Annotated in this window: 20 protein-coding genes and 1 pseudogene; 15 read left to right on the forward strand and 6 right to left on the reverse strand. The window is 64.5% G+C overall.

Features of this window, described 5'->3' with window-relative positions; translation table 11 throughout:
• Positions 1–39 precede the first annotated feature (39 nt).
• Positions 40–1,314: an MFS transporter gene (locus tag JWS14_RS42015; protein WP_259376146.1), complete on the forward strand. Its 1,275-nt coding sequence runs from the start codon at positions 40–42 to the stop codon at positions 1,312–1,314.
• A 6-nt stretch (positions 1,315–1,320) separates the two neighbouring features.
• Here the strand turns inward: JWS14_RS42015 and JWS14_RS42020 are convergent, their stop codons facing one another.
• Positions 1,321–4,797 carry a serine/threonine-protein kinase gene (locus JWS14_RS42020; RefSeq protein WP_206016365.1) on the reverse strand — a complete coding sequence of 1,159 codons (3,477 nt, stop codon included), beginning with the start codon at positions 4,795–4,797 and terminating at the stop codon, positions 1,321–1,323.
• Between the two features lie 238 nt (positions 4,798–5,035).
• Here JWS14_RS42020 and alr point away from each other — a divergent pair, with 238 nt between their 5' ends.
• Positions 5,036–6,229 carry an alanine racemase gene (alr, locus tag JWS14_RS42025; RefSeq protein ID WP_167117949.1) on the forward strand — a complete coding sequence of 398 codons (1,194 nt, stop codon included), beginning with the start codon at positions 5,036–5,038 and terminating at the stop codon, positions 6,227–6,229.
• A gap of 43 nt (positions 6,230–6,272) precedes the next feature.
• On the opposite strand, the gene JWS14_RS42030 is transcribed toward alr, so the two are convergent.
• The 4 genes from JWS14_RS42030 to JWS14_RS42045 form a co-directional block, all read right to left on the reverse strand.
• Positions 6,273–7,637, reverse strand: coding sequence for an MFS transporter (locus JWS14_RS42030; RefSeq protein ID WP_167117946.1), 1,365 nt, complete (start codon positions 7,635–7,637; stop codon positions 6,273–6,275).
• A 78-nt stretch (positions 7,638–7,715) separates the two neighbouring features.
• Positions 7,716–8,459, reverse strand: coding sequence for an SDR family NAD(P)-dependent oxidoreductase (locus tag JWS14_RS42035; protein ID WP_206016366.1), 744 nt, complete (start codon positions 8,457–8,459; stop codon positions 7,716–7,718).
• Between the two features lie 59 nt (positions 8,460–8,518).
• On the reverse strand, positions 8,519–9,298 hold the full coding sequence (locus JWS14_RS42040) for an alpha/beta fold hydrolase (RefSeq protein WP_206016367.1): 780 nt from the start codon (positions 9,296–9,298) through the stop codon (positions 8,519–8,521).
• Positions 9,299–9,424: 126 nt separating this feature from the next.
• Positions 9,425–10,738 carry an MFS transporter gene (locus JWS14_RS42045; RefSeq protein WP_167117937.1) on the reverse strand — a complete coding sequence of 438 codons (1,314 nt, stop codon included), beginning with the start codon at positions 10,736–10,738 and terminating at the stop codon, positions 9,425–9,427.
• Between the two features lie 338 nt (positions 10,739–11,076).
• On the opposite strand from JWS14_RS42045, the gene JWS14_RS42050 reads away from it, so the two are divergent.
• Positions 11,077–11,406 (forward strand): helix-turn-helix domain-containing protein, encoded by a 330-nt coding sequence (locus tag JWS14_RS42050; protein WP_241031751.1) that lies wholly within the window; start codon positions 11,077–11,079, stop codon positions 11,404–11,406.
• A gap of 75 nt (positions 11,407–11,481) precedes the next feature.
• Here JWS14_RS42050 and JWS14_RS42055 read toward each other — a convergent pair whose 3' ends face one another.
• Positions 11,482–12,213 (reverse strand): GntR family transcriptional regulator, encoded by a 732-nt coding sequence (locus JWS14_RS42055; RefSeq protein WP_167117931.1) that lies wholly within the window; start codon positions 12,211–12,213, stop codon positions 11,482–11,484.
• Positions 12,214–12,493: 280 nt separating this feature from the next.
• On the opposite strand from JWS14_RS42055, the gene JWS14_RS42060 reads away from it, so the two are divergent.
• The 12 genes and pseudogenes from JWS14_RS42060 to JWS14_RS42115 all read left to right on the forward strand — a co-directional run bounded on the left by JWS14_RS42060 (position 12,494) and on the right by JWS14_RS42115 (position 23,856).
• Positions 12,494–13,996 carry an aldehyde dehydrogenase family protein gene (locus tag JWS14_RS42060; RefSeq protein WP_167117926.1) on the forward strand — a complete coding sequence of 501 codons (1,503 nt, stop codon included), beginning with the start codon at positions 12,494–12,496 and terminating at the stop codon, positions 13,994–13,996.
• Positions 13,997–14,023: 27 nt separating this feature from the next.
• Positions 14,024–15,136, forward strand: a complete 1,113-nt coding sequence (locus JWS14_RS42065) for an NDMA-dependent alcohol dehydrogenase (protein WP_167117923.1) — start codon at positions 14,024–14,026, stop codon at positions 15,134–15,136.
• A gap of 340 nt (positions 15,137–15,476) precedes the next feature.
• Positions 15,477–16,541 carry a thiolase family protein gene (locus JWS14_RS42070; protein ID WP_206016368.1) on the forward strand — a complete coding sequence of 355 codons (1,065 nt, stop codon included), beginning with the start codon at positions 15,477–15,479 and terminating at the stop codon, positions 16,539–16,541.
• Entirely contained in the window at positions 16,538–16,936 is a 399-nt protein-coding gene (locus JWS14_RS42075) for a Zn-ribbon domain-containing OB-fold protein (RefSeq protein WP_206016369.1), read from the forward strand. The genes JWS14_RS42070 and JWS14_RS42075 overlap by 4 nt, the downstream gene beginning before the upstream one ends.
• Positions 16,933–18,069: a CaiB/BaiF CoA transferase family protein gene (locus tag JWS14_RS42080; RefSeq protein WP_206016370.1), complete on the forward strand. Its 1,137-nt coding sequence runs from the start codon at positions 16,933–16,935 to the stop codon at positions 18,067–18,069. Before JWS14_RS42075 ends, JWS14_RS42080 begins: the two co-directional genes overlap by 4 nt.
• Positions 18,069–19,004: an SMP-30/gluconolactonase/LRE family protein gene (locus tag JWS14_RS42085; protein WP_206016371.1), complete on the forward strand. Its 936-nt coding sequence runs from the start codon at positions 18,069–18,071 to the stop codon at positions 19,002–19,004. The genes JWS14_RS42080 and JWS14_RS42085 overlap by 1 nt, the downstream gene beginning before the upstream one ends.
• Entirely contained in the window at positions 19,001–20,683 is a 1,683-nt protein-coding gene (locus JWS14_RS42090; RefSeq protein ID WP_206016372.1) for an AMP-binding protein, read from the forward strand. The genes JWS14_RS42085 and JWS14_RS42090 overlap by 4 nt, the downstream gene beginning before the upstream one ends.
• A gap of 17 nt (positions 20,684–20,700) precedes the next feature.
• Positions 20,701–20,935: pseudogene (locus tag JWS14_RS42095) on the forward strand (acyl-CoA dehydrogenase family protein); the annotation flags it as partial.
• Positions 20,936–21,036: 101 nt separating this feature from the next.
• Complete coding sequence (locus tag JWS14_RS42100; protein ID WP_259376147.1) at positions 21,037–21,429, forward strand: Zn-ribbon domain-containing OB-fold protein; 393 nt, start codon at positions 21,037–21,039, stop codon at positions 21,427–21,429.
• Entirely contained in the window at positions 21,426–22,571 is a 1,146-nt protein-coding gene (locus tag JWS14_RS42105; protein ID WP_206016374.1) for a thiolase family protein, read from the forward strand. Before JWS14_RS42100 ends, JWS14_RS42105 begins: the two co-directional genes overlap by 4 nt.
• Positions 22,568–23,065 (forward strand): hypothetical protein, encoded by a 498-nt coding sequence (locus tag JWS14_RS42110; RefSeq protein WP_206016375.1) that lies wholly within the window; start codon positions 22,568–22,570, stop codon positions 23,063–23,065. The genes JWS14_RS42105 and JWS14_RS42110 overlap by 4 nt, the downstream gene beginning before the upstream one ends.
• Positions 23,062–23,856, forward strand: a complete 795-nt coding sequence (locus tag JWS14_RS42115) for an SDR family oxidoreductase (RefSeq protein WP_206016376.1) — start codon at positions 23,062–23,064, stop codon at positions 23,854–23,856. Before JWS14_RS42110 ends, JWS14_RS42115 begins: the two co-directional genes overlap by 4 nt.
• Positions 23,857–23,858 lie beyond the last annotated feature (2 nt).

A 23,858-nucleotide genomic window follows, 5' to 3' on the forward strand; every position in this document is an offset into this window, starting at 1 on the left:
CACACGGTTCACCCATCGGGAACGCACGAAGGAGGCGGTGTGGGCCTACAGCCGAACACCGACATCGGTCCGATCAACGTAGTCCGGGATCGATATGCCCCGTCCGGACGAGTAATCGTCATTCTCACCGTTACGGCCATCACCGCTGTGGGACAGATGTACTCGGTACTGGCGCTACTTCCGCAGATGGCCGCTACCTTCGGTGTCGACCCTGCGCACGTGACGGCAACCTCCACTGTGTTCGGCGTCGCCTATGCTCTCGGCTTCCTCGCCGCGGGGCCGCTGGCGTCGCGGTTCGGGCCGCATACCGTGATGACGGTCGGCCTGTTCGCCGCCGCGGTCACCACACTGCTGGCAGCGCTGCCGTCCACGCTCCTTCTGGAGTTGATCGCTCGCGCGGGGCAGGGCTGCGCAGCCGCCGCCTTCGCCCCGGCCGCGTTCACGTATATCGCCGAGAGCATCGATCCGCGCCACCGCCTACTTGCTTTGAGCTGCTTGACCAGCGGTTTTCTCGCCGCTGCGGCGGTCGTTCCCGTCGCCGCGCAGATGATCGCCGCTGCAGCTGGCTGGCGTGCGGTCTTTGTGGTCGGCGCAGGCGCGCTCGTGGTGGCAACCGTGGCAGTTGCTGCGTTGGTTCCGAGGGCGCGGCCCAGGGACCACCCCGGTGGTACGCGCCTTTTCGGAGTCCTGGTGACGATTCTGGGCAGGTGGCGGTTGGTCGCGCTGTTTGGTGCTGCAGCCACTTTCCTCGGGGCGTATGTCAGCGTCTTCACCACCATCTCGCTGGTGGGGCCGCCTTCAATTGCCGGAAATCCCGAGGCCCTGCAGGTGCTGCGATTGGCCACCGTGCCGGCACTGCTCGTCATTCCATTTCTGGGTCGGGTGCTGAGGCGGTGCCGACCGGCCCGCCGGGGCGCGGCGGCAATGGGTGTGGCGGCGATGGGTGTGGCGGCGATGGGTGCGGGCGGATCGGTTCTGTCAGGTTCCCTGGTTGCCTTGTCGATCACGGTGCTGGTGCTCGTGGCGGCCATCGCCATTACGGCGTCGGCCATCGTCGAATCACTTCTGGCGCAAGTACATCCGGAGGAAACGGGCGGCGCAACGGCACTGTACGGATCCTTTACCTTCCTCGGTGCCAGCGCCGGTCCGGCACTCGCTTCGGGGGTCAGCCCGTGGGGTTTTGGCATCGGCATGCTTACGGCAGCCATCTGGCTCGCCATCGGGGCGGGCCTGATCCTCTTCTCTGCCGCGGGAACCGTGGCCCGATGGTCAGTTCAACACGACACCGACGATGCGGTGTCCCCCCTGCGGTAGGGGGTCTCACGTCAGGCCGGCATCAGCCGCGAGCGCCGCCAACAAGAAGTCGCGGGGCACGTCCGACGAGTGCGGCGGATGAGTTGGTGGATGGTCGGTGTCGACGATGTGTTGGAGGGTGTCCATGACGTGTTCGCCCCCGTCGGCGAGGAACCGCACCAACCCGGCCTGCGAGCAGCGGGCTATCACCTCGGTGAGCACCTTTCCGGCCTCTTCGCTGCGGCCGGATGCGGCGAGGCAGCCGGCCAGCAGTCGGCGGGCCCGCAGCGCGGCCCGGTGGCGTTCGCTGTCCGCGAGGCGCTCTACCCACTCTCTGGCCCACTGGCATGCGAGGTCGGTATTCGCCGGGGATCCGGTTCGCACCAATCCCCGGATTGCCGCCTCCTCCCGGTACTGCGCGATCGCCTCGTCGAGACCGGACACTTGCTCGGCGCGTTCGGCATAGGTGAGGTCCTCAGGTTGTGCATCTGAGGACGGCAGGACGAGATCCAGGCGCGCCGCTTCGTTGACGATGGCGCTGTGGAGCCTCGGCAGCTGCATCTGCATGGAGAATCGTGCGCCCTCGTCCAGCCGTTGAACCGCCGCCGAACGGTCACCGCGAATCGCTTTGATTCGGGCTCCGACGACGTACCGGGTGATCTTCAAGTCGACGGCCCCCGCGTGTGGCCCGAGGTCGAATCCGTCGTCGAGCAGTCGCTCGGCCTCGACGATCTGACCCTTCTCGTACAGAACTTCACCGAGCAGGCCCCCGGCCAGCCGAGCTGTGTACGACCGACGTCCATCCATTTGCTGAGCGATCTTCATCGCGGTTCGGAAACTCGATTCCGCCAAGCTCACGTCGAGTTGCTCGAAGGCGGCTATACCCACCCAACAGTGTCCGTGCACCGAGTTGTACGGCCCGTTGTTCCGCTGGTGATACGTTGCGGCCCATTGCTGAAGGGCATAGGCGGCGCGATAGTCCGCTTGGCAGATTGCGGCGAACGTCGCGACGTTCGCCGCGACGGATACGACCCACGGCCTGAGATCATCGGGTCGATCGAGACACGGACGCACCAAGTCGTCGATGCGAGAGGCGCGGTCGGCGCGCAATTCCACGGCTGCTCTGACCACCGACGCTTCGGCGGCCAGCGCGGGGGTGTCCGGGTCGCTGCGGTGGGTGAGCGCGGTATCGACGCGGTCGAGTGCCTGCAGAGCCGGGTCGGGGTTGTAGAGCAGGATGTTCGACCAGGCGGCGGCGAGCTGCAGCCGCGGATTCGATACCGCGCTGTCGATCGGCAGCTTGTCGACGAGTCCACGCAACGTCGACATCTGCGAATGCTCGAGCAGATACGTCCCGTCGCGTTCGATCAGTTCCACCGCACCGGTCGTATCGCCGGCACGCAGTGCGTGATCGACCGCTTCGCTGAGGAAGTGGTGCTCGGCGAACCAGGTGGAGGCGGAGCGATGCAACTGCGCCGATCGTCCGGGAAAGTCGGTGTCGAGGCGGCCGCGTAGGAATTCGGCGAACATGTGGTGGTAGCGGAACCAGTGTCCTTCGTCGTCGACTCGACGCAGGAACAGGTCGCGTTCTTCGATCAGCTCGAGCATCGCCTGTCCGCGTCGCACGTCGGTCAGGGTGGAGGCGAGGTCGGCGCAGATGCGGTCGGGAATGGCGGTGGCCAGCAGAAATGCGCGTGTGTCCGTGTCGATGGAGTCGAGGACGTTCTCGGCGAGGAAATCTCCGATCGCTTGGTGGCGGCCCGAGAGGTGTTCGATGAAACCGGCGGGGTCCGCGGACGAGCGCAGAGATAGCGACGCCAGCTGGATGGCGGCGGCCCACCCGTCGGTCGACCTCGCCAGGTTGGCGATGTCACTTGTCGCCAGGTCCACTCCCGATGTTTCGGTGAGGAAGGTGCGTGTTTCTTCTTCGTCGAATCGCAGTACTGCCGAATCGATCTCGACCAGTTCGTCGAGAACGCGCATTCGGCTCATCGGCAGTCCTGTTTTGCTGCGACTGGTCACGATGACCTGGATGTGGTGGCACCCGTTGTCCAGTAGGTACGTCAGCGTCGCCACACTCGAGGGATCCGAGACCCGATGCCAGTCGTCGACGACGAGGGCCAGGTGTTGGTCCTGATCGTGCAGTGTGTTGATCAGCGTTGTCAGCACGTGCGGGCATGCGTGGTCACCGTGTGCTTCGAAGGTGTCCCGCAAGTCGGTCGCCACGGCCGGCAATGCGGTGGTGACGGCTTCGATGAGATGTGCGAGGAACCACAGCGGATTGTTGTCGTCTCGGTCGACGGTCAACCATGCGGTGGCGATGCCCTCGTCGGCGAGCTGACGGAGCCACTGTGCCGCCGTGGTGCTTTTTCCGTAGCCGGTGGGTGCGTGAATCACGGCCAGGCGCCGCCGTCGATCGGTGTGGAGAGCCTGCATCAGGCGGGCACGGGGGACCAGGGTGCGGCTCGGTGGTGGTGGTCGGAATCTGGTGGCGGGCGTGGGAGGTGCCGAGTACCGACCGGAGGGTGTCGGCGTCCGCGAGTGCGGTGACGGGGATTGGAAACCGGATGCTGATGAATTGTGTTCTGGGTCGGCGCTCAATTCTGGCGCGATCCCCTCGGGTGCGCTGCTCTCGGAGTTGTGGTGGACGCGGCGTAACTGGTCCGCAAATTCGGCTGCCGCGCGGGGACGGTTGCCGCGATCGCGGTCCATGGCATGCTCGATCGCAGTGCAGAGTTCCTCGGGGATGTCTCCCCGCCAGTCACCTAGCAAGGGACCGGTCGGATTTGTGATGCGCCGGAACTGAGCGATCAGAGGCTCACCGCTGCGCCGTTCGAAGGCCGCGTGTCCGGTGAGCGCGCTGAACAGGGTCGCTCCGAGGCTATAGATGTCGCCGGCTGGGCTGGGGGGATGCCCGAGCAGCACGTCGGGGTCGGTGTAGGCGGGTGATCCGGTCACGACACCGGCCGTGGTCTCGAATCCGCCGGTGATGCGGGCGATGCCGAAATCTGTCAGCTGCGGCTCTCCGAAGGTGTCGATCAAGATGTTCGCGGGTTTGATGTCTCGGTGCAGGATGGATTGCTGGTGGGCGGCCTCGAGCGCGTCGGCCACCTTGATCCCGAGGTGCAGGACACGGATCCAGGAAATCGGACCCGACTCGATCAGTGCCTGGAGGGAGCCCGGCTCGTGGTAGTGCATGACGATGTACGGTTGGCCGGCGCCCGTCGTTCCGACGCGATAAATCGTGACTATGTTGGGGTGCCCGGACAGGCGTCCCATTGCTTTTTGCTCACGGAGAAAGCGGGCCACGCCTTCCGAGTCGTGATAGGTGGTGAGCACCTTGACCGCGACGACGCGATCGAGAGTCCGCTCTTCGCAGCGGTACACCATCCCGAAGCCGCCCCGTCCGATCTCGGTGGCGCACTCGAATCCCTCCGCCGCCAGCTCCGTGGCGATGTCTGGAGTCTGGTCGCGCTGTGTTGCCCCCGGATCGGTCTCGGCCATCTATCCCCTCGGACCGGCATCTGGTGCCTTGAATCGGCTCATCACCCACCTCGCCTACTGAATCGAGGATAATCTGGCAGTCGACCGAACTGGGCTTAACGTGGTCAAATTACATGCCCGATGACCGAGGTTGTGGCCGAGTAAGGTGTCAGGCAGAATTCGCAGCCTCGTCCGAGGCACTCCGTTCTCCCCACCCCTGTATGGGTGGGTGCTTGCCATTGAATCGAGGGCCAGAACCGTGTCAGCCTTCCACTCGGAGACCGATGTCGCTCCCGGCGCCGGATCTCTGGAGGGCCGTCGACCGGTGATCGAGGCCTGTGTGAACCTGGACGCCACCTCCCGGAACACGAGGGCCCTGGCCGCTCGGGCCGGGACGGCGTCGTTGATGGCGGTAGTCGAGGCCAACGCGTACGGCCACGGTGCGGTGCCGGTGGCGGTCACCGCCTTGGCGGCTGGGGCGCGGGAACTGGGGGTTCGGACGATCGATGAAGGGTGCGCACTTCGCCGGGCCGGTATCGGCGCCCCGATCCTGGCGTTCGCGCCGGTACGTGGGTACGGGGAGGACTGCCTCGACGCGGGAATACGAACCGGCGTCGCCGTAACGGTTGAATCCGCCGATCAGGTGGCGGCCGTGAGGGCGGCGGCACGGTGCGGGACAACTGCGACGGTCCAGGTGGCCGTCGACTGCGGACGTGCACCCCAGCGGGTCCCGCACTGGGCAGATCTGATCCGGTCGCTACGCGCCGCTCAATCGGAGGGGACGGTGCACGTTCGCGGCATCTACTCGTCGACCGGCGACGACACCAATGCCGACTCTGTGGTGGATCGAGACCGCGACCATTTTCTCGAGTACTTACGGTTCGCACGCGCAGCCGGGGTGACCTTCGAATCCGCCCATCTCGCCGGCGCGCAGGCGCTGCGTCGCAGTGACTTACGCTTCGACCTGGTCCGCGCCGATCTCGGTCTGTACGGTGTCGCGCCAACCGGTTCTGCCCTCGAAGCGGAACTGGTTCCGGCCCTGACGTTGTCGGCGGAGGTGGCGCTGGTGAAGAAGATCGCGGCGGGCGATGGGGTCTCGTACGGATTCCGGTGGGTGGCAGAGAGGGACTGTTCGATCGCATTGCTGCCTGTGGGGTACGCGGACGGGATTCCGCGTGCGCTGGGTGGCCGTATGTCGGTGCTGCTGGGCGGCAGGTGGCGCCCTCAGGTCGGGCGGGTGTGCATGGATCAGATACTGGTCTACCTCGGGACCGACACCGATGTGGTGGAAGGAGATCGCGCCGTGTTGTTCGGGGGAACCGCTGGCAGCACCGCGGGTGCGCAGCGGTGGGCTCACGCGCTCGGGACGACGCCCGCCGAGATTCTCGGCGGACTGCGTGGTCGGATCGAGTGGCGTTATGTCGGTGGCGCGCCGGGTACCCCCGGCGCATAGCTCCGCGGATGCGGTGTCCGCGGAGCTATGCGCATCTACGGAACTATTCGTGGGTGCCGGTCAGTTGTCGTGACGCACCGAGTCGGGGTTCCCGGTCGGTATCGGCCGGTCGCTGGTCGGCATCGTCGATCGCGCATGGTCTCCTGCTGAGCGCGATCGTCGAGACGGCCCCAGCCACGCTCCAGAGTGCGAGCCAGGTACAGATCAGCCAGGTGGAGTGTGTCCAGCTGTAGAACAGCGTCGCCATGAACGGGGCGGTGCCACCGATGACACTAACTGACAGCGCCTGACTCAACGCGACGCCGCTGAACCGGACATCGACACTGAATCGCTCCGCAAGGAACGCCGGCTGCGGGGCTTGCAGTGCCGAATGCACCACCGCCAGCATGAAGGTGATACCCAAGAACGCGGCCCACCCCGACCCGGTATCCATCAGCGCGAACAGCACGAAACCTCCGAACAGAGCGGTGAAGCACCCGGCGAGAATGACGATGCGGCGGGAGAACCGGTCACTCAGATGACCGGATACCGGCAGGCTGATCAAGTAGACGATTGATGCGGCGAGCAGCGCATTGAGCATCGAGGTGCGGCTGATGTCCAAGATCGTGGTGCCGTAGGAGACGGCGTAGGTGGACACCAGATAGAACAGGATGCCTCCAGGCGCGATGACGCCCGCGGCCAGAGCGACTTCCCGCCATTGATTGCGCAGTAGTGAACGCACCGGGGTGCTTTGCTGGGCCGAGGCGGTCTGCAGTTCGGTGAAGTCCGGAGTTTCCTCGACGCCGAGGCGAATGAACATCGAGATGGCGAAAAGGACGGCGCTGAGCAGGAACGGGATCCGCCAACCCCAGGTCTCGAAGGCGTCGCCGGAAATGTGGTCACTGACGGTGATGGCGATGGTCGACAGCAGGAGTCCGCCGGGTACCCCCATCTGAACGGTGCTTCCGTACAGCCCGCGCCGGTGCGGGGGTGAATGCTCGACGAGCATCAGAGCAGCTCCACCCCACTCTCCGCCCATCGCGATGCCTTGCACGAATCGGAGGGTGACCAGCAGGAGCGGAGCGAACCAGCCGACTTGCTCGAATGTCGGAAGTACGCCGATCAGAACCGTCGCGGTGCCCATCATCAACAGCGAAAACACGAGCGTCTTGCGCCGACCGACCTTGTCCCCCATTCCGCCGAAGAGAACACTGCCCAACGGCCTGGCCAGGAATCCGACCGCGAAAGTCGCGAAGGAGGCGAGGGTCCCTGCTAGCGGGCTGTATGACGGGAAGAACAAGGGCCCGAACACGAGGGCTGCGGCGGTGCCGTACAGGAAGAAGTCGTAGTACTCGAGGGCAGTGCCGGCGAATCCTGCTGCGGTAACCCGCAGCATCTTTGTGGTGGAGCGTTTTTCAGTCACGCTCATGATGGGTTCCTCCAGGAAAATGGCTCGAGGGAGTAGTCGTGGTGACGTGTTGGCACGGGGGCTGGGAGTGGGCGACGTTCATGCGGAGAGTCCGCCGTCGATCACGAGTTCGGCGCCGGTGACGAAGCCGCTCGACGGGGAGACAAGGTAGGCCACGGATGCAGCGATTTCGTCGGTCTGGCCGAGGCGCCCGAGTGGTGTCGCGCTGACCACGGCCTCTCGTTGTGAGTCGGGAACAACGTCCAGCACGCTGGTATCGATGAATCCGGGATGAACCGAGTTGACCCGGATGCCGAACTGTCCGAGATCCACTGCGGCAGCTTTGGTCATACCTCGAACCGCCCATTTGGTTGTGGTGTAGGAGATTTGGTTGGGGTAGGCGCGGTGGGAGGCGATGGAGGAGATGTTGACGATACTGCCGTGGCGGGCTGCCTTCATCAGCCCCGCGACGGCGTTCATGCCGAGAAAGACTCCGAGTTGGTTGACCCGGTAATGGGAGTTGAAGTTCTCCGGACTGGTGTTCTCGATGTCGCCTTCCGGTTTGTAGATACCCGCATTGTTGACCAGTGCCGTCACCTTGCCGTGCCGGTCGACGGTGCTGTCGATGACGTCCTGCCAGGATTGTTCGTCGGTGACGTCATGTGGGATGTAGTGACATCGTGGACCCAGTTCGTCGGCAAGTCGACGGCCGCTCTCGGCGCAGCCGCCGGCGATGGTGACCGCACTGCCGTGCTCGCTCAGTGTCCGGACGATGGCGGCGCCGATGCCGCGGCTGCCGCCGGAGATGATCGTGACGTCGTTGTCGAGGGTGGTGGGTTTCATTCGGTGTCCATGTGCAGGGTCGTCGGTGGCGTGGGGTGGGCGAGGCTGTGCGGTCGGGCCTACCAACGCGGAAGGGCGTCAAGGAAGCTGGCCAGCGCCGTTGATACGGCGTCGGGGTTTTCCTCAGTCACCAGGTGGCCCGCGCCGGGGATTCGGGCGAAAGCTGATCCCGGTATCCGGGCATGCATCCGTTCGGCAGCTGCAATGTCGATGCCGTTGTCCTGCTCACCGTGCACGATGAGGGTCGGGATCTCTATCTCGGACAGGCGGGAGAGGCGGTCGCTCTTGCTGATCCACGAGTTGTATTCGCCCCACACCGACCGCGATGGTCTAGCTCGCCACTTGCGCACCCACGAATCGATCAAGTCATGACGGTTCGCGACGGCCTGCGGGCCGAAAATGATAGGAATGAAAGTTTCTGCGAAGGTCGCGGGGATGGGGTCTTCGCTCTTCATGGGCAGGAACACTTCGGCGAACTGAGCCTTCTCCTCGCTGGTGTAGGCGTCTGCCATCGTGTCCATCAGGACCAGCCCGGCCAGCCGTTCTGGGTACTTCAAGGCCAACTCGATCGCCATGAACCCGCCCACCGACATTCCCACCAGCACGAATCGGTCGACTCCTGCTCGCGCGGCCACCTCCAGGCAATCGGAGACCAGCGAGTCGAGGTCGTACGCGGTGGCGTATTCCGATGTTCCGGCCCTGCTGGTATAGGCGATGGTCCGGCAGCGATCGGCCAGAGCAGCGGTTTGCGCGGCGTACATGGTCCGATCCAGGAGCGTGCCGTGGCTGAAAAGCACTGCTGGGCCGGGTCCGTGATCTTCGACGTCGAAAACGTTCATCGGTTCTTTCCTTCGGGCCAGGGCATCGTGTCGCTCGGCCAGGGGCCGGTGGGGTAGCACAAGGGGATTTTGTTCGATGGCGGGGTCGCAATGCTCCGGTTGGTCCCGGTTGTGCAGCAACGCATGTCAGTGCACCAGGTCTTCGAGGTTGGAGTTGAGCGCCTTCGGCTGCGGGACCAGCCACAGGCCGACCAACGCGATCAGCGGCAGCACGGCACCGAAGACGATGACCAGCACATTCCAGCTGTAGAGGGTCAGCAGCGGGGCGACGACGAGCGCGAGAGTTCCGTAGCTGGCCCACAGCATGCCCGAACCCCAGGCTCCGCCCGTGCCACGGATACGCGTGGGGAAGGCTTCCTGGAGAAAATTCGAGGATCCGCCCCAGAGACCGATGGTGATCAAGACGTACACGATGAACCAGGGCACGATCGTCGACGGTGTCGCCAGGTACACCATGAAGATGGCGCATACAGATCCGAGCACTCCAACGGCCGTGAGGGTGTAGTGGGCACCTTTGCCCCGTGTGAGGAAACTGGCGGCGAGGATGGTGACGATACCGAGCCAGTTCGCCCAGCTGATCGCACGGTTGGCCTCGAGGAACGAAATGTCCTTCGCCTGCATGAAGCTCAGTCCGAAGTAGGACATGATGGCGTATTGGGGCACGATGAAGAGGAAGAACACGGTGACGCCGATGGTGCGGCGACGCATATCGGCTGCCCACAGCTGAGCGAGCACACTCTTCTCCGTCATAGCGACGTCGATGTGGAACCTGCTCGCCCCAGTTCGACGGGCATGCTGGAGATCCTGGAAGTGCGGTGTTTCCTTGATGACGAAGGAGACGGCGATACCGAAGACCAAGGGGAGTGTGCCGACGATCCAGAACACCGCCCGCCATCCCATGCCGGCGGCGATGTGTTCGGAGAAGAACGCCGACGATCCGAATCCGATGGCCCACCCCACTGGCACAGTCCCGGTCATCCATCCGCGATGCTTCGCGGGTACCGATTCCGCAATGAGTACGGTGGCTAGCCCCCACGAGACATAACCGATGGTTGCGATCGACCGCATGACACCGAATGATGCTGTGTTCCAGGCGAAGCCAGTCAGAATCGTGAACGCCGAGCAAATCGCGATAGCCGCTATGAATAGAGGCTTACGGCCGAACCGGTCGGTCATGGGGCCGATGAGGAACATAGCGATGACACCGCAGGTGAAGAATCCGGCTGCATAGATGTATCCGACAGCGCTGTCGGAGAATCCCAGACTTTGTTGGACGAGGGGGTAACTGGTGGGGAAGATTGCGGCGTCGGCCGCGATGGTCGCGTAACCGAGCACGCCGAGCACCATGACGGCCCAGTGATAGGGCCTCAGCGGCCCCTCCGAGGCAGGAGTGGCTGGCGGTCTCTCGCGCAAACCATCGTCAACGGCTATTTCTGTCATCGGATCTCCTGGTGACGTCGAGGGGCGATCGAGGAGGAGGGGAACACGCTGTGGCGCGCGCCACAAAGTGTGCGTCTTTTTGTATCACTTATCAAGTCTTACGGCCAACGACTCGTCCCTTCGTCCTTGAAAGGACGGTTGAACTGGCGATGTTCGACAAGGCTGCCGGACGTTTACCCCCGCACCCGCTGGAAGCGCACGAATAGTTGATACAATCTGAGCTTCGTGAAGCGGCAGTGCCTAGAAAGGAGGTATAGGTGTCGACATCCTGTCCCGACTGCTATTCGCGGAACGAGACAGTTCCTGGTGCCGTGAGGTGTTCCGCTGTCCACCGCGCAGTGACGGCACTGCGATCGGACGAGCTGGACGACCAGGCCGCCCGTCGTGTGGCTCTCGACATCCTCAGTCAGCTCGTCGCGGTTCCAAAAGACATCCATGGCACCGGCGGTTCGGCATCCTGGCCATCATTGAGCGGCCGAGAGCGCGACGTGCTCGGGTGCCTGGTCGCGGGCTCGTCCAACCGCGAGATCGGACAGCAGCTCTACATCGCCGAGAGCACCGTGCGCTTTCACGTCAGCAGTATCCTGCGCAAGCTGGGCGTGCGCACACGGGCAGAAGTCATTGCACTGGTGTTGCGCCAGCCGCGAATCGCATGCCCCACTCGCTGACACTCGCCCCGCCGTACCCGGCCACCTGCCGGCCAGGCCGTGAACGACGTAGAACTGACAAGTTTGTGCCTGCCACTAGGCGTCGTCGGCGAGGATCCCATCGCGCTTGAGCTTGGCGATCACGTACTCCCCCTCGAACTGGACATGTTCGCGCGATGCGGCATCCGCCGCTGCCGCGTCTCCACTCCTCAAGGCGTCCAAAATCTTCTGGTGCCCCCGATTGGCTTCCGGGCTCGCCCCCGGGGGTGCCTCGTACACGGCCCGTGGCAGGTTCTTGGCCAGCTGCCGCAGCACCGACAACAGGCGCCGACTGCCACCGGTCTGGTTGATGAGAGCGTGGAACTCCCAGTTCAGGTTGTGTAATAGATCAGGATCATCGCTCGCCTGCATGCCCTCGTGCAGCTCCTGCAGCCGGGCAAGCGTTGGTTGCGTGATCCGCGACGCAGCGCGCCGCGATGCGAGCCCCTGCACCATTCCGTAGATCCGGTAGTGATCGTCGATGTCCTCGCGCAGGATGGGAACGACGAAAGAACCACGATGAGGTTCGGAGTCGATCAACCCCTCGGCCTCGAGAGTGATGAGCGCTTCCCGAACCGGCAGGCGACTGACCCCGAGGTCTTTGGCGATTTGGTCCTGTGGCACTCGCTGCCCCCGGATCAGAGACCCGTCGAAGATCATGTTCTTGATGTAGTCGACGACCTGACCACTCATGTTCCGCCGCGAGACATGAGGACGAGCATCCTCACTCCTGCCACCGTTCCGTGCACGACGATTCGACAATTCGACCTCAGCGTCGGACGTGGTCATATCGACTCCTAATTTGATCAATCATCAACAATCGCTAGTGTAACGCGGTCGACAGGAGGGCGGGCACATCGCCCTCGGCAACACACCACACCCGCGCTTTTCCCCGCCGAGACACCTTCAGTATCGATCTGACCTGCTGGTTTTCGAAACCATCCGTCGTCAGCCCGTCGAGTTCTGCGTATCGCGTTTCCACACCGTCCAGGTCGGACTCGACTTCATGGGCGTCCTGACGTAATGTGCGTCACACCCGATGTATCACATATCCATTTTGAGAGGCACGATGACAACCACCGCATCGACTGATCACCTGCTCTCCTCGGCTGTCGTCAAGCGTTTGGACGCGGCGCCGCACGTCTTCATCGACGGCGAACGGCGCGCAGCGCGCAGCGGCGAGGAGCTTCCCATCTTCGACCCGGCAACCGGGCGCCAGATTGCGGTTGCGGCCTCGGGAGGGGTGGACGACGTCGCCGACGCGGTCGAGGCGGCCCGGCGCGCGTTCGCCGAGTCCGCTCCCTGGCGGCAGATGAGCCCACTCGACCGCGGACGCATCCTCCACCGGATCGGCGATCTGATCTACCAGCACGCCGACGACTTCGCTCAGCTCGAGGTCCTTGATGCAGGAAAGGTTCTCGGCGCAGCACGAAACATCGATGTCGAGTTCGCCGCCCGAGCATTTCACTACTACGCCGGTTGGCCCACCAAGATTGTCGGTTCGACCGTCCCGGTATCTCATCCCAACATTTACATACGCACCGAACGTGAGCCGGTCGGGGTGGTGGGCGCGATCACCGCGTGGAACTTCCCGCTTCTGCTGTGCGGATGGAAGATCGGTCCCGCCCTCGCGTCCGGGTGCACGATTGTCCTCAAGCCTTCCGAGGAAACGCCCCTGTCGGCGCTGTGGCTGGCGGAGCTGGCCACCGAGGCCGGACTTCCCGCCGGCGTGCTCAACGTCGTCCCCGGCACTGGCGGAACCGCTGGGCAAGCACTGGTCACCCATCCCGGGGTCGACAAGCTCACCTTCACCGGCTCGACGAAGGTCGGCAAGCACATCGCCCGCCAAGCCGCGGACGACGTCAAACGGGTGACGCTCGAACTGGGCGGCAAGTCCGCCAACATCATCCTTCCCGACGCCGATGTGCAGGAGGCGGTGACCGGTTCGGCGGGTGGCATCTTCTGGCACTCCGGCCAAACTTGCAGCGCCCCATCGCGATTGTTTGTGCACAATGACATTCACGACGAGGTCATCGAGCGACTCACCGCGATCGCCGGCCAGTTGAGGATCGGGCCCGGCATCGAGGAGGGCGTCGACTTCGGGCCCCTGGCCAACAAAGCGCAACTCGAGCGTGTCCGGGGATACGTCCAGCGCGCAAAGGAAGAGGGCGCCACGATCTATCAGGGCGCGCAGATACCCGAGGATCTGACCGGACACTTCCACCCCCCGACGATCATCGCCAATGCGACCGACGACATGGAATGCGCCCGTGAGGAGATCTTCGGTCCGGTCGTCGTCGTTCTCACCTTCGACCACATCGACGAGGTCATCGAGCGCGCGAATGCCAGCGACTACGGCTTGGCCGCGGGCATCTGGACGAAGAATGTGAACACCGTCCAGACGATGACCCGCCGACTGCAGGCCGGGACCGTCTACGTCAACGGGTGGGGGTTGACCGATCCGGCGGCTCCCTTCGGCGGGTTCCACCAGTCCGGCTACGGCCGCGACCTGGGCCCGGACAGCCTCGACGGATACCTGGAAACCAAGTCCGTCTGGACCATGCACAGCTGAATTTCCCTCGAACGATCGGAAAGAACAATGAAGACACGCGCTGCCGTACTGACCGCGCCCCACGCCCCCTTCGAGATCATGGAACTCGACATCGACGATCCCGGCCCCGGGGAGGTCATGCTGCGGATGTCCGCGGCCGGGCTGTGCCATTCGGATCTGCACATGATGGACGGAGATCTGTCGGTGCGCTATCCGATGGTGGGCGGCCACGAAGCGGCGGGCATCGTCGAGAAGGTTGGCCCCGGAGTGAAGAAGGTCGCGGTCGGTGACCACGTGGTCTGCAGCTTCACCCCGAGTTGCGGCATCTGCCGGTACTGCTCGACCGGACGCCAGAATCTCTGCGACGCAGGGTCCACGATTCTCGAAGGCAGCATGCCGGACGGCACTTTCCGTCTCCACAAGGACGGCACCGACTACAGCGCTTTCTGCATGCTCGGGGCATTCTCCGAATTCGCGACTGTGTCCGAATACTCGGTCGTGAAGGTCGACGACTGGCTTCCGCTCGACTCCGCGGTACTCGTCGGGTGCGGTGTCCCGACCGGATGGGGAACCGCGGTCAACGCCGGCAACGTTCGCCCCGGGGACACCACCGTCATCTATGGGATCGGCGGATTGGGTATCAACGCGGTGCAGGGTGCGGTGCACGCCGGTGCGAAGTACATCGTGTGCGTCGATCCCGTCGAGTTCAAGCGAGAGACGGCACTCAAATTCGGTGCGACCCACGTCTTCTCCAATGCCGAAGATGCGCACGCGAAGGTCACCGAACTGACCTGGGGCCAGGGTGCCGACCAGGCCCTCGTGCTCATCGGAACCATGGACGAGGAAACCATCACCGCGGCATTCAACGTGATCGGGAAGGGCTCGACGGTCGTGGTCACGGGTGTGTCCAACGCCGCCAACCTCACCGTCCACGTGTCGGGCCAGGAAATGGTGTTCATGGAGAAGACCATCAAGGGCACCCTGTTCGGATCGTCGAATCCGCAGTACGACATCGTCCGCTTGCTGCGACTCTACGATGCAGGTCGGCTCAAACTCGACGAGCTCATCACCACCCGTTACACGCTCGACGAGATCAACCAGGGATATCAGGACTTGCGAGACGGTAAGAACATCCGCGGAGTCATCGACTTCTCACTCTGACCTCCCCCGGGGTGCTTCGACCCTTCCGGTCTCCTCGCATTATGAGACCGGAAGGGTGCCTGGCGTGCCCGCGCGGCCGGTGGCGCCCGTTCTTCCTCGCATCGAATCCACCGCTGCACAACGTTATCCGACGTTGCTGCCCGATTCTCGTCCCCCTTGCGGAAACGTCGCCGGGCATGGCACAGTAAATTGTCCGTACGTATCAGTTATCAAATATGGAGTTGTAGTGCAGCCATACCGGCCCACAGATAAGGCCGTACTTCGCGCGGCCACCGCGGTGGTCGGGGTCGGCACGACCGAATTCGGCAATCTCGCGGGTTCCTCCGCCGACGATTTGGGCTTGACCGCCCTTCAGGCGGCACTCACCGATGCCGGACTGACTCCCGGCGACCTCGACGGCTTGATCGTGAACCGGGTCAGTAGTTACGAAGCAGTGGCCTCACGGATGGGAATCGAACCACGCTGGTCGGCGCAGCTACCGGCGGAGGGACGCATGACCGGCATCGCCATCCAGATGGCGGTACTGGCCATCGCTACCGGGATGGCCTCCACCATCGCGCTGGTGTACGGCAACAACGGGCGCTCCGGTGGGCACACCTATGGAGGCGGCAGCGCGAGCGCCAGCGCGGCCGCCGAGGGATACGGCACCACCCCGGCGCTGACCCTGCCCTACGGAATGACTTCTCCCGGAGCCTTTTACGCAATGATGTTCCAGCGGCACTGTGCGCAGTACGGCACCACCGCCGAACAGCTGGCGCAAGTCGCGATCACCCTCCGAGAGCACGCCTCGCTCAACCCGCAGGCCGTGTTCACAGACCGCATCTCACGCGAGATCTACCTCGAGTCCCGATTCATCGTCGAACCGCTGAAGATCTACGACTACTGCCTGATCAACGACGGCGGGGTGGCCATGATCCTCACCTCCGCGGACCGGGCCCGCGACTGTGCTCAACCGCCCGTTCATGTCCTCGGGCTCGGACAACAAGGGCAGCTACGCAACTCTGACTTCCCCCCGGACGACTTCTGGCGTGAGGCGATCGCCAGCGTCGGGCAGCAGGCCTACGCAATGGCCGACTGCACCCGCGCCGACATCGACGTCCTGATGGCCTACGACAACTTCAGCCCCAACGTGCTCTTCACCCTCGAGGGCCTCGGATTCTGCGCACCCGGCGAGTCCGGAGCATGGATCCAGGACGGCCGAATCGGGCTGCGTGGTGAGCTGCCGATCAACACCTCCGGCGGACACCTGTCGGAAAGCTACATGCAAGGGTGGGGGTTGAACGTCGAGGCGATCCGCCAGTTGAGGAAGACCTGCGGCGATCGCCAGGTGCACGACGCGACGATCGCTCAATACCTGTGCGCCGCTCCCGTGGTGACCTCGGTCGTATACGGAGCACAGGCATGAGCCCCCGCTATTCGTTGACCGCCCATCGCGAGGGGCTGGCCCGCCACAAGCTGTTGATCAGTGCCTGCGCGGCCTGCGGAACCCAGCAGTTCCCTCCGAAAGCGGTCTGCACTCGATGCGGCGACACAGAGACTCCACAGTGGAACGCGGTGACCGGAGAGGGCCACCTATGGTCCTACGCAACCTTCCGCAAGACCTACCGGACCGACTTCCACCTGCCGAGTCCATACGTCGTCGCGGTCATCGAACTCGACGAAGGCGCCAGAATCTACGGCAACCTCGTCGGCGTGCCAATGCCCTCCCTCCGGATCGGGCAGCGCGTCCGCGCCGAATTCATCACCGACGACGGAGAGTCGCACCTGATCTTCGTCGCAGCCGACAAGGAAGGCACATGACCGACACAGCCCCCTCCCCCGGCCCGCTCCGTGGACTGCGCGTCGTCGAGATCGCCGCGCTCGGGTCGGCACCGTTCGCCGCGATGATGCTCGCCGACGCCGGCGCGGAAGTCCTGCGGATCAACCGGCCCGGCCAGACCACCGACGACGCCGGCATCCTCGGCCGGGGACGGACCACGCTGAGCCTTGATCTCAAGGACCCCTGCGAACGCGACCGTGCCCTGGACGCCATCGATCGCGCCGACGTGCTCATCGAAGGATTCCGGCCGGGCGTGATGGAACGACTTAGGCTCGGACCCGATACCTGTCTAGGCCGCAACCCTGCCTTGATCTATGCCCGAATGACCGGCTGGGGGCAGGACGGACCGCTCGCCGATACCGCCGGCCACGACCTCAACTATCTCGCGCTGACCGGTGCCCTTCGGTCCATCGCCCGCCAGGGGGAAGTTCCCGTTCCGCCGCTCAATCTCGTCGGTGATTACGGCGGCGGCGGGATGCTGCTGGTCACGGGAATACTCGCCGCGCTCTACGAGCGGGTGTCGAGCAATGTCGGTCAGGTCGTCGACGCTGCGATGATCGACGGAACCAGCTTGCTGATGAGCGGTATCTGGAACCGCAAGGCCACCGGGAACTGGTCGAGCGAACCCGGCACGAACAGTATCGACAGTGGTGCGCACTTCTACAACGTCTACCGGACCTCGGACGACGCTTTCATGGCCGTGGGCAGTATCGAGCCGCAGTTCTACCAGCGGCTGCTCCTCGGGCTCGGGCTCGCCGACGCCGACCTGCCGGCACAACAGGACCGGGCGCAGTGGCCGGCCATGAAGGATCGGTTCGCGAGTATCTTCCGGACGCAAACCCGCGAAGAATGGACGGTGGTCTTCGCCGAACTCGACGCGTGTGTGTCCCCGGTTCTCACTCTCGACGAAGCGGTGACCGACCCACACATGCAGTTCCGAAACACCCTCATCCGGGGAGAATGCGTCGAACCTGCCCCCGCTCCCCGATACAGCAGAACACCGGGCAATGCCGGCGGACACGGTGAAAACACGGAGCCGGCAACAACGTTGATGACGCGTTGGGCGTCGACCGATTGCACGACACCGGCGACGACCAGAACAGGACAACACTGATGGCTGCACCATCGATCACCACCAGAACAGTCGAGGACGGCCTGACACTCGCAGAGAACATCGGCTTCACCGAGGGCCCCGTGTGGACCACCGACGGCCGACTATTCGTCACGAGCGTCAGCCGCGGCGCGTTGTACGAGGTCTTCCTCGACGGCCAACCGGCCGTTGCGGTCGCCGAAACCGGTGGCGGACCCAACGGCATGACGCTCGGGTGCGACGGTCGACTGTGGATCACCCAGAATGGTGGCGAGGCGATGCCCACCAGGTCACAGCTGCACACCACCCCGTCCATCCAGGTCTGGGATCACCACGCTCCCGCCGCGCCGCGCACCATCCTCAGCGAGAACGTCCATGCTCCCTCGGACTGTGCGTTCGGGCCGGACGGCGCGCTCTGGTTCACCGACCCGAACGGTCACGGCTTCGGCGACGCAGCCCTGCCGGGCCGCGTCTGGCGATACGATCCCGCGGCCGATCACGCAACCGTCATTCTCGACGACGTCTTCTTCCCCAACGGCATCGCGTTCGGAACCTCCCCGGAACACCTGTACGTCGCCGAGACCGCGCGCGACCGGGTGCGCCGCTATGTGGTCACAGCTTCGACCGCGACCGTCGATCATGACTTCCCGGAGATCACCGTCCCAACCCCCGATGGCATCACCGTCGACGCACGCGGCGGGTTGTGGGTGGCGGGGAGCAAATCGGGCACGGTTACCTACTTCGACCCGGCCGGGCAGCTGCGCGAGCAGTTGGCGATCGGTAAAGGAACGATGCCCACCAGTGTCTGCTTCGCCGGCGCCGCGCTCGACCGTCTCATCGTGACGGTCGCCAAAGGCGGGCGCGTACTCGCCTTTGCCGTCGACACACCCGGCTTACCCACCCCGCCTGCAGCTGTCCCCATCGTTTCGTCGCCTGCACAACCCGAGGAACTCCAATGACCGCATCAGCTCCTGCCGCTCACACCTGGGGGGCATTGCTGCACGAAATGGCCGACCGCTTCCCCAGACGCGCCGCGCTCTCTTTCGAAGGGACCGACATCACCTTCGCCGACCTCGATCGCGAGGTCAGCAGATGGTCGAAGGCACTGCTCGCCATAGGAATCGGTCGCGGTGACTCGATCGCCATCTTGGCAGGCAATCGGCCCGAGTGGCTATATACCGCGATGGCCGGGGCCCGGATAGGCGCCGCCGTCGTGCCCATCAACACCTGGTACAAGACCGATGAACTCTCGTATGCGCTCGACCACGGCGACGTGAAAGCCCTGCTGTTCTTCGACCGACTGCGCGGTACGGACTATGCCCCCATCGTCGCGGGCGCCGTCGCGGCGGTCACCGACTCACCCGGCCCCGACCGCGTACTCCACGACACGGCATTGCCGACGTTGCGTCAGGTCGTCGAGCTCGGAGACCACCGTCTCCCGGCTGCGGTACCGCTGCACCAGTTCCTCGGGCGCGGAGAACAGATCAGCGACGCCGCACTGACCGATGCCGAAGCCGCTGTCGAACCGGACGACCTCGCGTACCTCATCTACACCAGTGGCAGCACGGCCCGACCCAAGTGTGTCGCTCTCGAACACCACCACGCCATCGTCAATACCTTCAACATCGGCGAACGGCAGGCGCTCGACGAGCACGACCGGTCATTTCTCGCGACACCGCTGTTCTACGGTCTCGGTGTCATTCAGGCCCTCGGCGCGACCTGGACCCACGGCGCGTGCGTGGTCCTCATGGAGGTGTATGAACCCGGCCGAGCCCTCGAACTGCTCGAACGTGAACGCTGCACCGCCTACTACGGACTGGGCAACATGACCCGAAGCCTCGTCGACCATCCCGACCGCGCTCGCCGCCAACTCAGCCTCCGCAAGGGTGTCCTCGGCCTGAGCAAAGCCGACCGCCAACTCGCCCGCACCGAACTCGGACTGACCCTGGGCACCAGCATCTACGGATTGACCGAGTCCTACGGGTTGTGCGCGCTGACCGATGCCCACGACCCCGTCGAACGGGCCGAGGGCACCATCGGCCGACCCCTCCCCGACTGGGACTTCCGCATCGCCGACCCGGAAACCGACGACCCCCTACCGGCCGGTGAAATCGGACAGATCCTGATCCGCGGACACGTCATGCGCGGCTACTACAAGGATCCCGACCGCAACCGCGAGGTCATGACACCCGACGGCTTCTTCCGCACCGGCGACCTCGCATACATGGACGAGCACGGGTACCTGCACTTCCACTCCCGGCTCTCGGAAATGATGAAACCCGGCGGCATCAACGTCAGCCCCCTCGAAGTAGAACTCCTGGTCGGGGAAATCGCCGGCGTCCGGGAAGTGCATGCCGTGGGCATCCCCGACATCGTCCGCGGTGAGGCGATCGTCGTCTTCGTCGACGCCGACCGCGACGACGTCACCCTCGCCCGGATCCAGGACCACGTCCGCAGCAAGGCCGCCAAATACAAAGCCCCGCACCATGCGATCTACGGAACCAGCGCCAGCTTCCCGCGCGTCGCCAGCGGCAAGGTACCCAAGGCCCGCCTACGCGAACTTGCGCTCACCGAACTCGGGCTCGACGCCACCGGGATGCCCACCCGGTCCGTTCCCACTCCGCTCGCCGACCACTGACACAGACGGACTCTCACGTGACCTTCGACATCCCCGAGGAAGAACAACTCCTCATCCAGACTGTCCGCGACTTCATCGACCCGCGATGTGAAGCCCGTGGTCAACGAGATGGAACACCAGAACGAGTACCCCGAGAAATTCATCGAACAGATGAAGGATATCGGCATCTGCGGGCTGGCCGTTCCCGAAGAATTCGGGGGCGCCCCGGTCTCGACGCCGTGCTATGTCCAGGTCACCGAGGAACTCTCGCGCGACTTCCGCGACGCCCCCTGGTGGTCGTCGGTGAGGGCACCAACGAAATCCAGAAGAACGTCATTGCAGCGCAGCTAGTTCAGAGAGGCGGAATGTAGCCCATGATTTCCACAGGTTCACCACTGAGAAGCGATGTCGTCAATTTGGAGCCGCAGGGCCTTAAGGGTATTGCCTGCCGGATGTGTAGCCGACGCTCGTTCCCGGAGCGGCCGCTGTGCCCTCATTGCGGGGCTGACGCCGTCGACAACGTCCTGCTGGCCGGCCGAGGTCGAGTCGTCAGTTGGACCGTCGTTCACCAGGCCCCGCCCCCGTTGCAGACGCCGTACACCCTGGTGACCGTCGATCTCGACGACGGTGTCCGATTGTTGGGCGCGGCGACAGGTGCCGTCGAGATCGACGACGAAGTTGCTGTCGAGTTGTTCACATTGAAGACTGATTCCTCCGGAGAGCCACTGTGGTGGTACCGCTTCCGGGGCACCGAGGAGAACCGATGAGCGAGACCTACATCGCCGGCGCTGGCATGGTGCGATTCGGCAAGTACCCCGTCGACGTCACGTTCGAGAAACTTGCCGTCGGCGCCGCACGCGAAGCGATGTCCGACGCGGGCGTGAGCACCAAGGACATCGAATCTGTCTACGTCGGGCATGTCTTCGGCGGTCCGGTCGCCGGCCAACGCGTCGCGGCGCAAATGGGCCTCGGCGGACTCCCCGTATCCAACCACGAAAACTACTGCGCCAGCGGTGCCACCGCGATCCGAGAAGCCTGGATCGCGATCAAGGCCGGCCTGTACGACATCGTGCTGGTCATCGGCGCGGAGAAGATGACCGACCGCGTGTCCGGTGGGGTCATGCCCGATCCCACGGACCTCGATGCCATCAACGGCTTGGTCATGGCCGCCAATCACGGGATGAGCGCTCGGCGGTACATGTCCGACCACGGTGCCACCCGCGAGCAGATTGCCGCGGTGGCCGTGAAGAATCACGCACACTCGGTGCACAACCCATTCGCTCAATACCAGCGGCCGATCAGTTTGCGGGAAGTTCTCGACGCCCGCACCATCGCCGATCCCCTGGGACTGCTCGATTGCAGTCCCATCAGCGACGGCGCCGCCGCAGTGGTGCTGTGCAGTGCAGCCGGTCTCGCCAAACTCGGGCGATCATCAGCTCCGCGCATCGCCGGCTGCGCCCTCGTCAGCGGCAAGATCGTGACCGCCGACACCAACCTCAACGACGAGGACGTGTCACGCCGCGCCGGCGAACAGGCCTGGGACATCACCGGATACGGGCCGGAAGACATCGACCTGGTAGAGATGCACGACTGCTTCACGATCGCCGAGATCGTCCGCCTGGAAGGCCTCGGCGTCGTCCCCGTCGGCGAGGGCGGTAGGTGGGCCGAGAACGGTAACACCTCGATCGGCGGCAAACTCCCCGTCAACGCCAGCGGTGGCCTCCTCAGTCGTGGACACCCGGTGGGTGCCACCGGGGTCGCACAAATCTGCGAGCTCACCTGGCAACTCACCGACCGTGCCGGGCAACGGCAGGTCGACGAAGCGAATATCGGGCTCGCCTATTGCAAGGGAGGCACTGTCAGCGGCACCGACGGTGGCTCTGTCACAGTCCTGCTGGTGACGCGATGACCACCTCGGCGTTCACTACGATCGATCTCGCCGACACCACCCCTCCCGCCGACGCACCCGCCTCCTCGGTCGTGGTGCTCGTCTACCGTGGCGCCGATGGTGACCCCACGCTCGACACCGCGGACCTCGAGCGGGCGGTGGTAGATCCACTGATGACTGCATTTTCCGCCGTTCAGCATCACTGGACAGCCATCACCGAGGCACGCCATCGCGGCCGGGTGGTCATCCTCGCCCCGGCGTCGGCGGCATTGGGAGACCCGCTCAGACCGTTGGACTGCGCGGTTACCGGTGCACTGATCAGCTTCGTCCGGTCTGTTGCCATCGAGCTGCAGCGGCACGGCGGTGGCGCGAACGCAGTCTTCTACGCCACCGATCCCAACGAACCGGCCGTCACCGAACTGATCGCGACACTCACCGCCGAGCACGCGGCTGCGGTGACCGGTCAGGAAATCTACGCCGCCAACGGCCCCGACCTCGGAAGGCTGCACCCATGAACTCAGACGGCCAAAGACTCGCACCACGACCTCGGGTCGCCTTCATCACCGGCGCTGCAGGCGGTATCGGGCGAGGCATCGCCGAACACTTGGCCGAACTCGGATACAGTCTCGGCCTTTCCGACCTCTCCGAAACCGGACTGCGGGCAGTCGCGAACCACATCACCGAGACCAGCGGTGTCACTGTTTCTGCCCGCGCAGCGGACCTAGCCGACCGGGAATCCGTGCAGGCCGCGGTCGACGCCACCGTCTCCCGACTCGGCGGGCTCGATGTTCTGGTGAACTGCGCGGGAATCCTCAACGACGCCCGAATCGAGAAGATGGATCCCGCAGTCTTCCGGCAGGTTCTCGATGTCAATCTGATCGGGATGCTGACCACCACTGCCGCCGCATTACCGGCGCTGCGCCACTCGGGAAGTGGCCGGATCATCTCGCTGACCTCGCGCGCATGGCTGGGCAACTTCGGCTCCACCAACTACGCCGCCTCCAAGGGCGGGATCGCCGGCGTGAGTAGAAGCCTGTCGCTGGGTCTTGCAACCGACGGCATCACCGTCAACTGCATCGCGCCCGGGTTCATCGAAACACCGATGTCGAATTCAATGCCCACCGAGATCATCGAGCGAGTGCGCCAATCCATCCCGGTCGGCCGAGTGGGACAGCCCCTCGATGTCGCACGCACCGTTGCGTTCCTCGCCGACGCCGGATCCGGTTACATCACTGGACAGAGCATTCCGGTATGCGGAGGACGAAGCATCAGCGGCTCAATGAGGAAGGCCCCCGCCTCGGCATAGCG

Source organism: Rhodococcus koreensis, assembly GCF_017068375.1.
Taxonomy (GTDB): domain Bacteria; phylum Actinomycetota; class Actinomycetes; order Mycobacteriales; family Mycobacteriaceae; genus Rhodococcus_F; species Rhodococcus_F koreensis.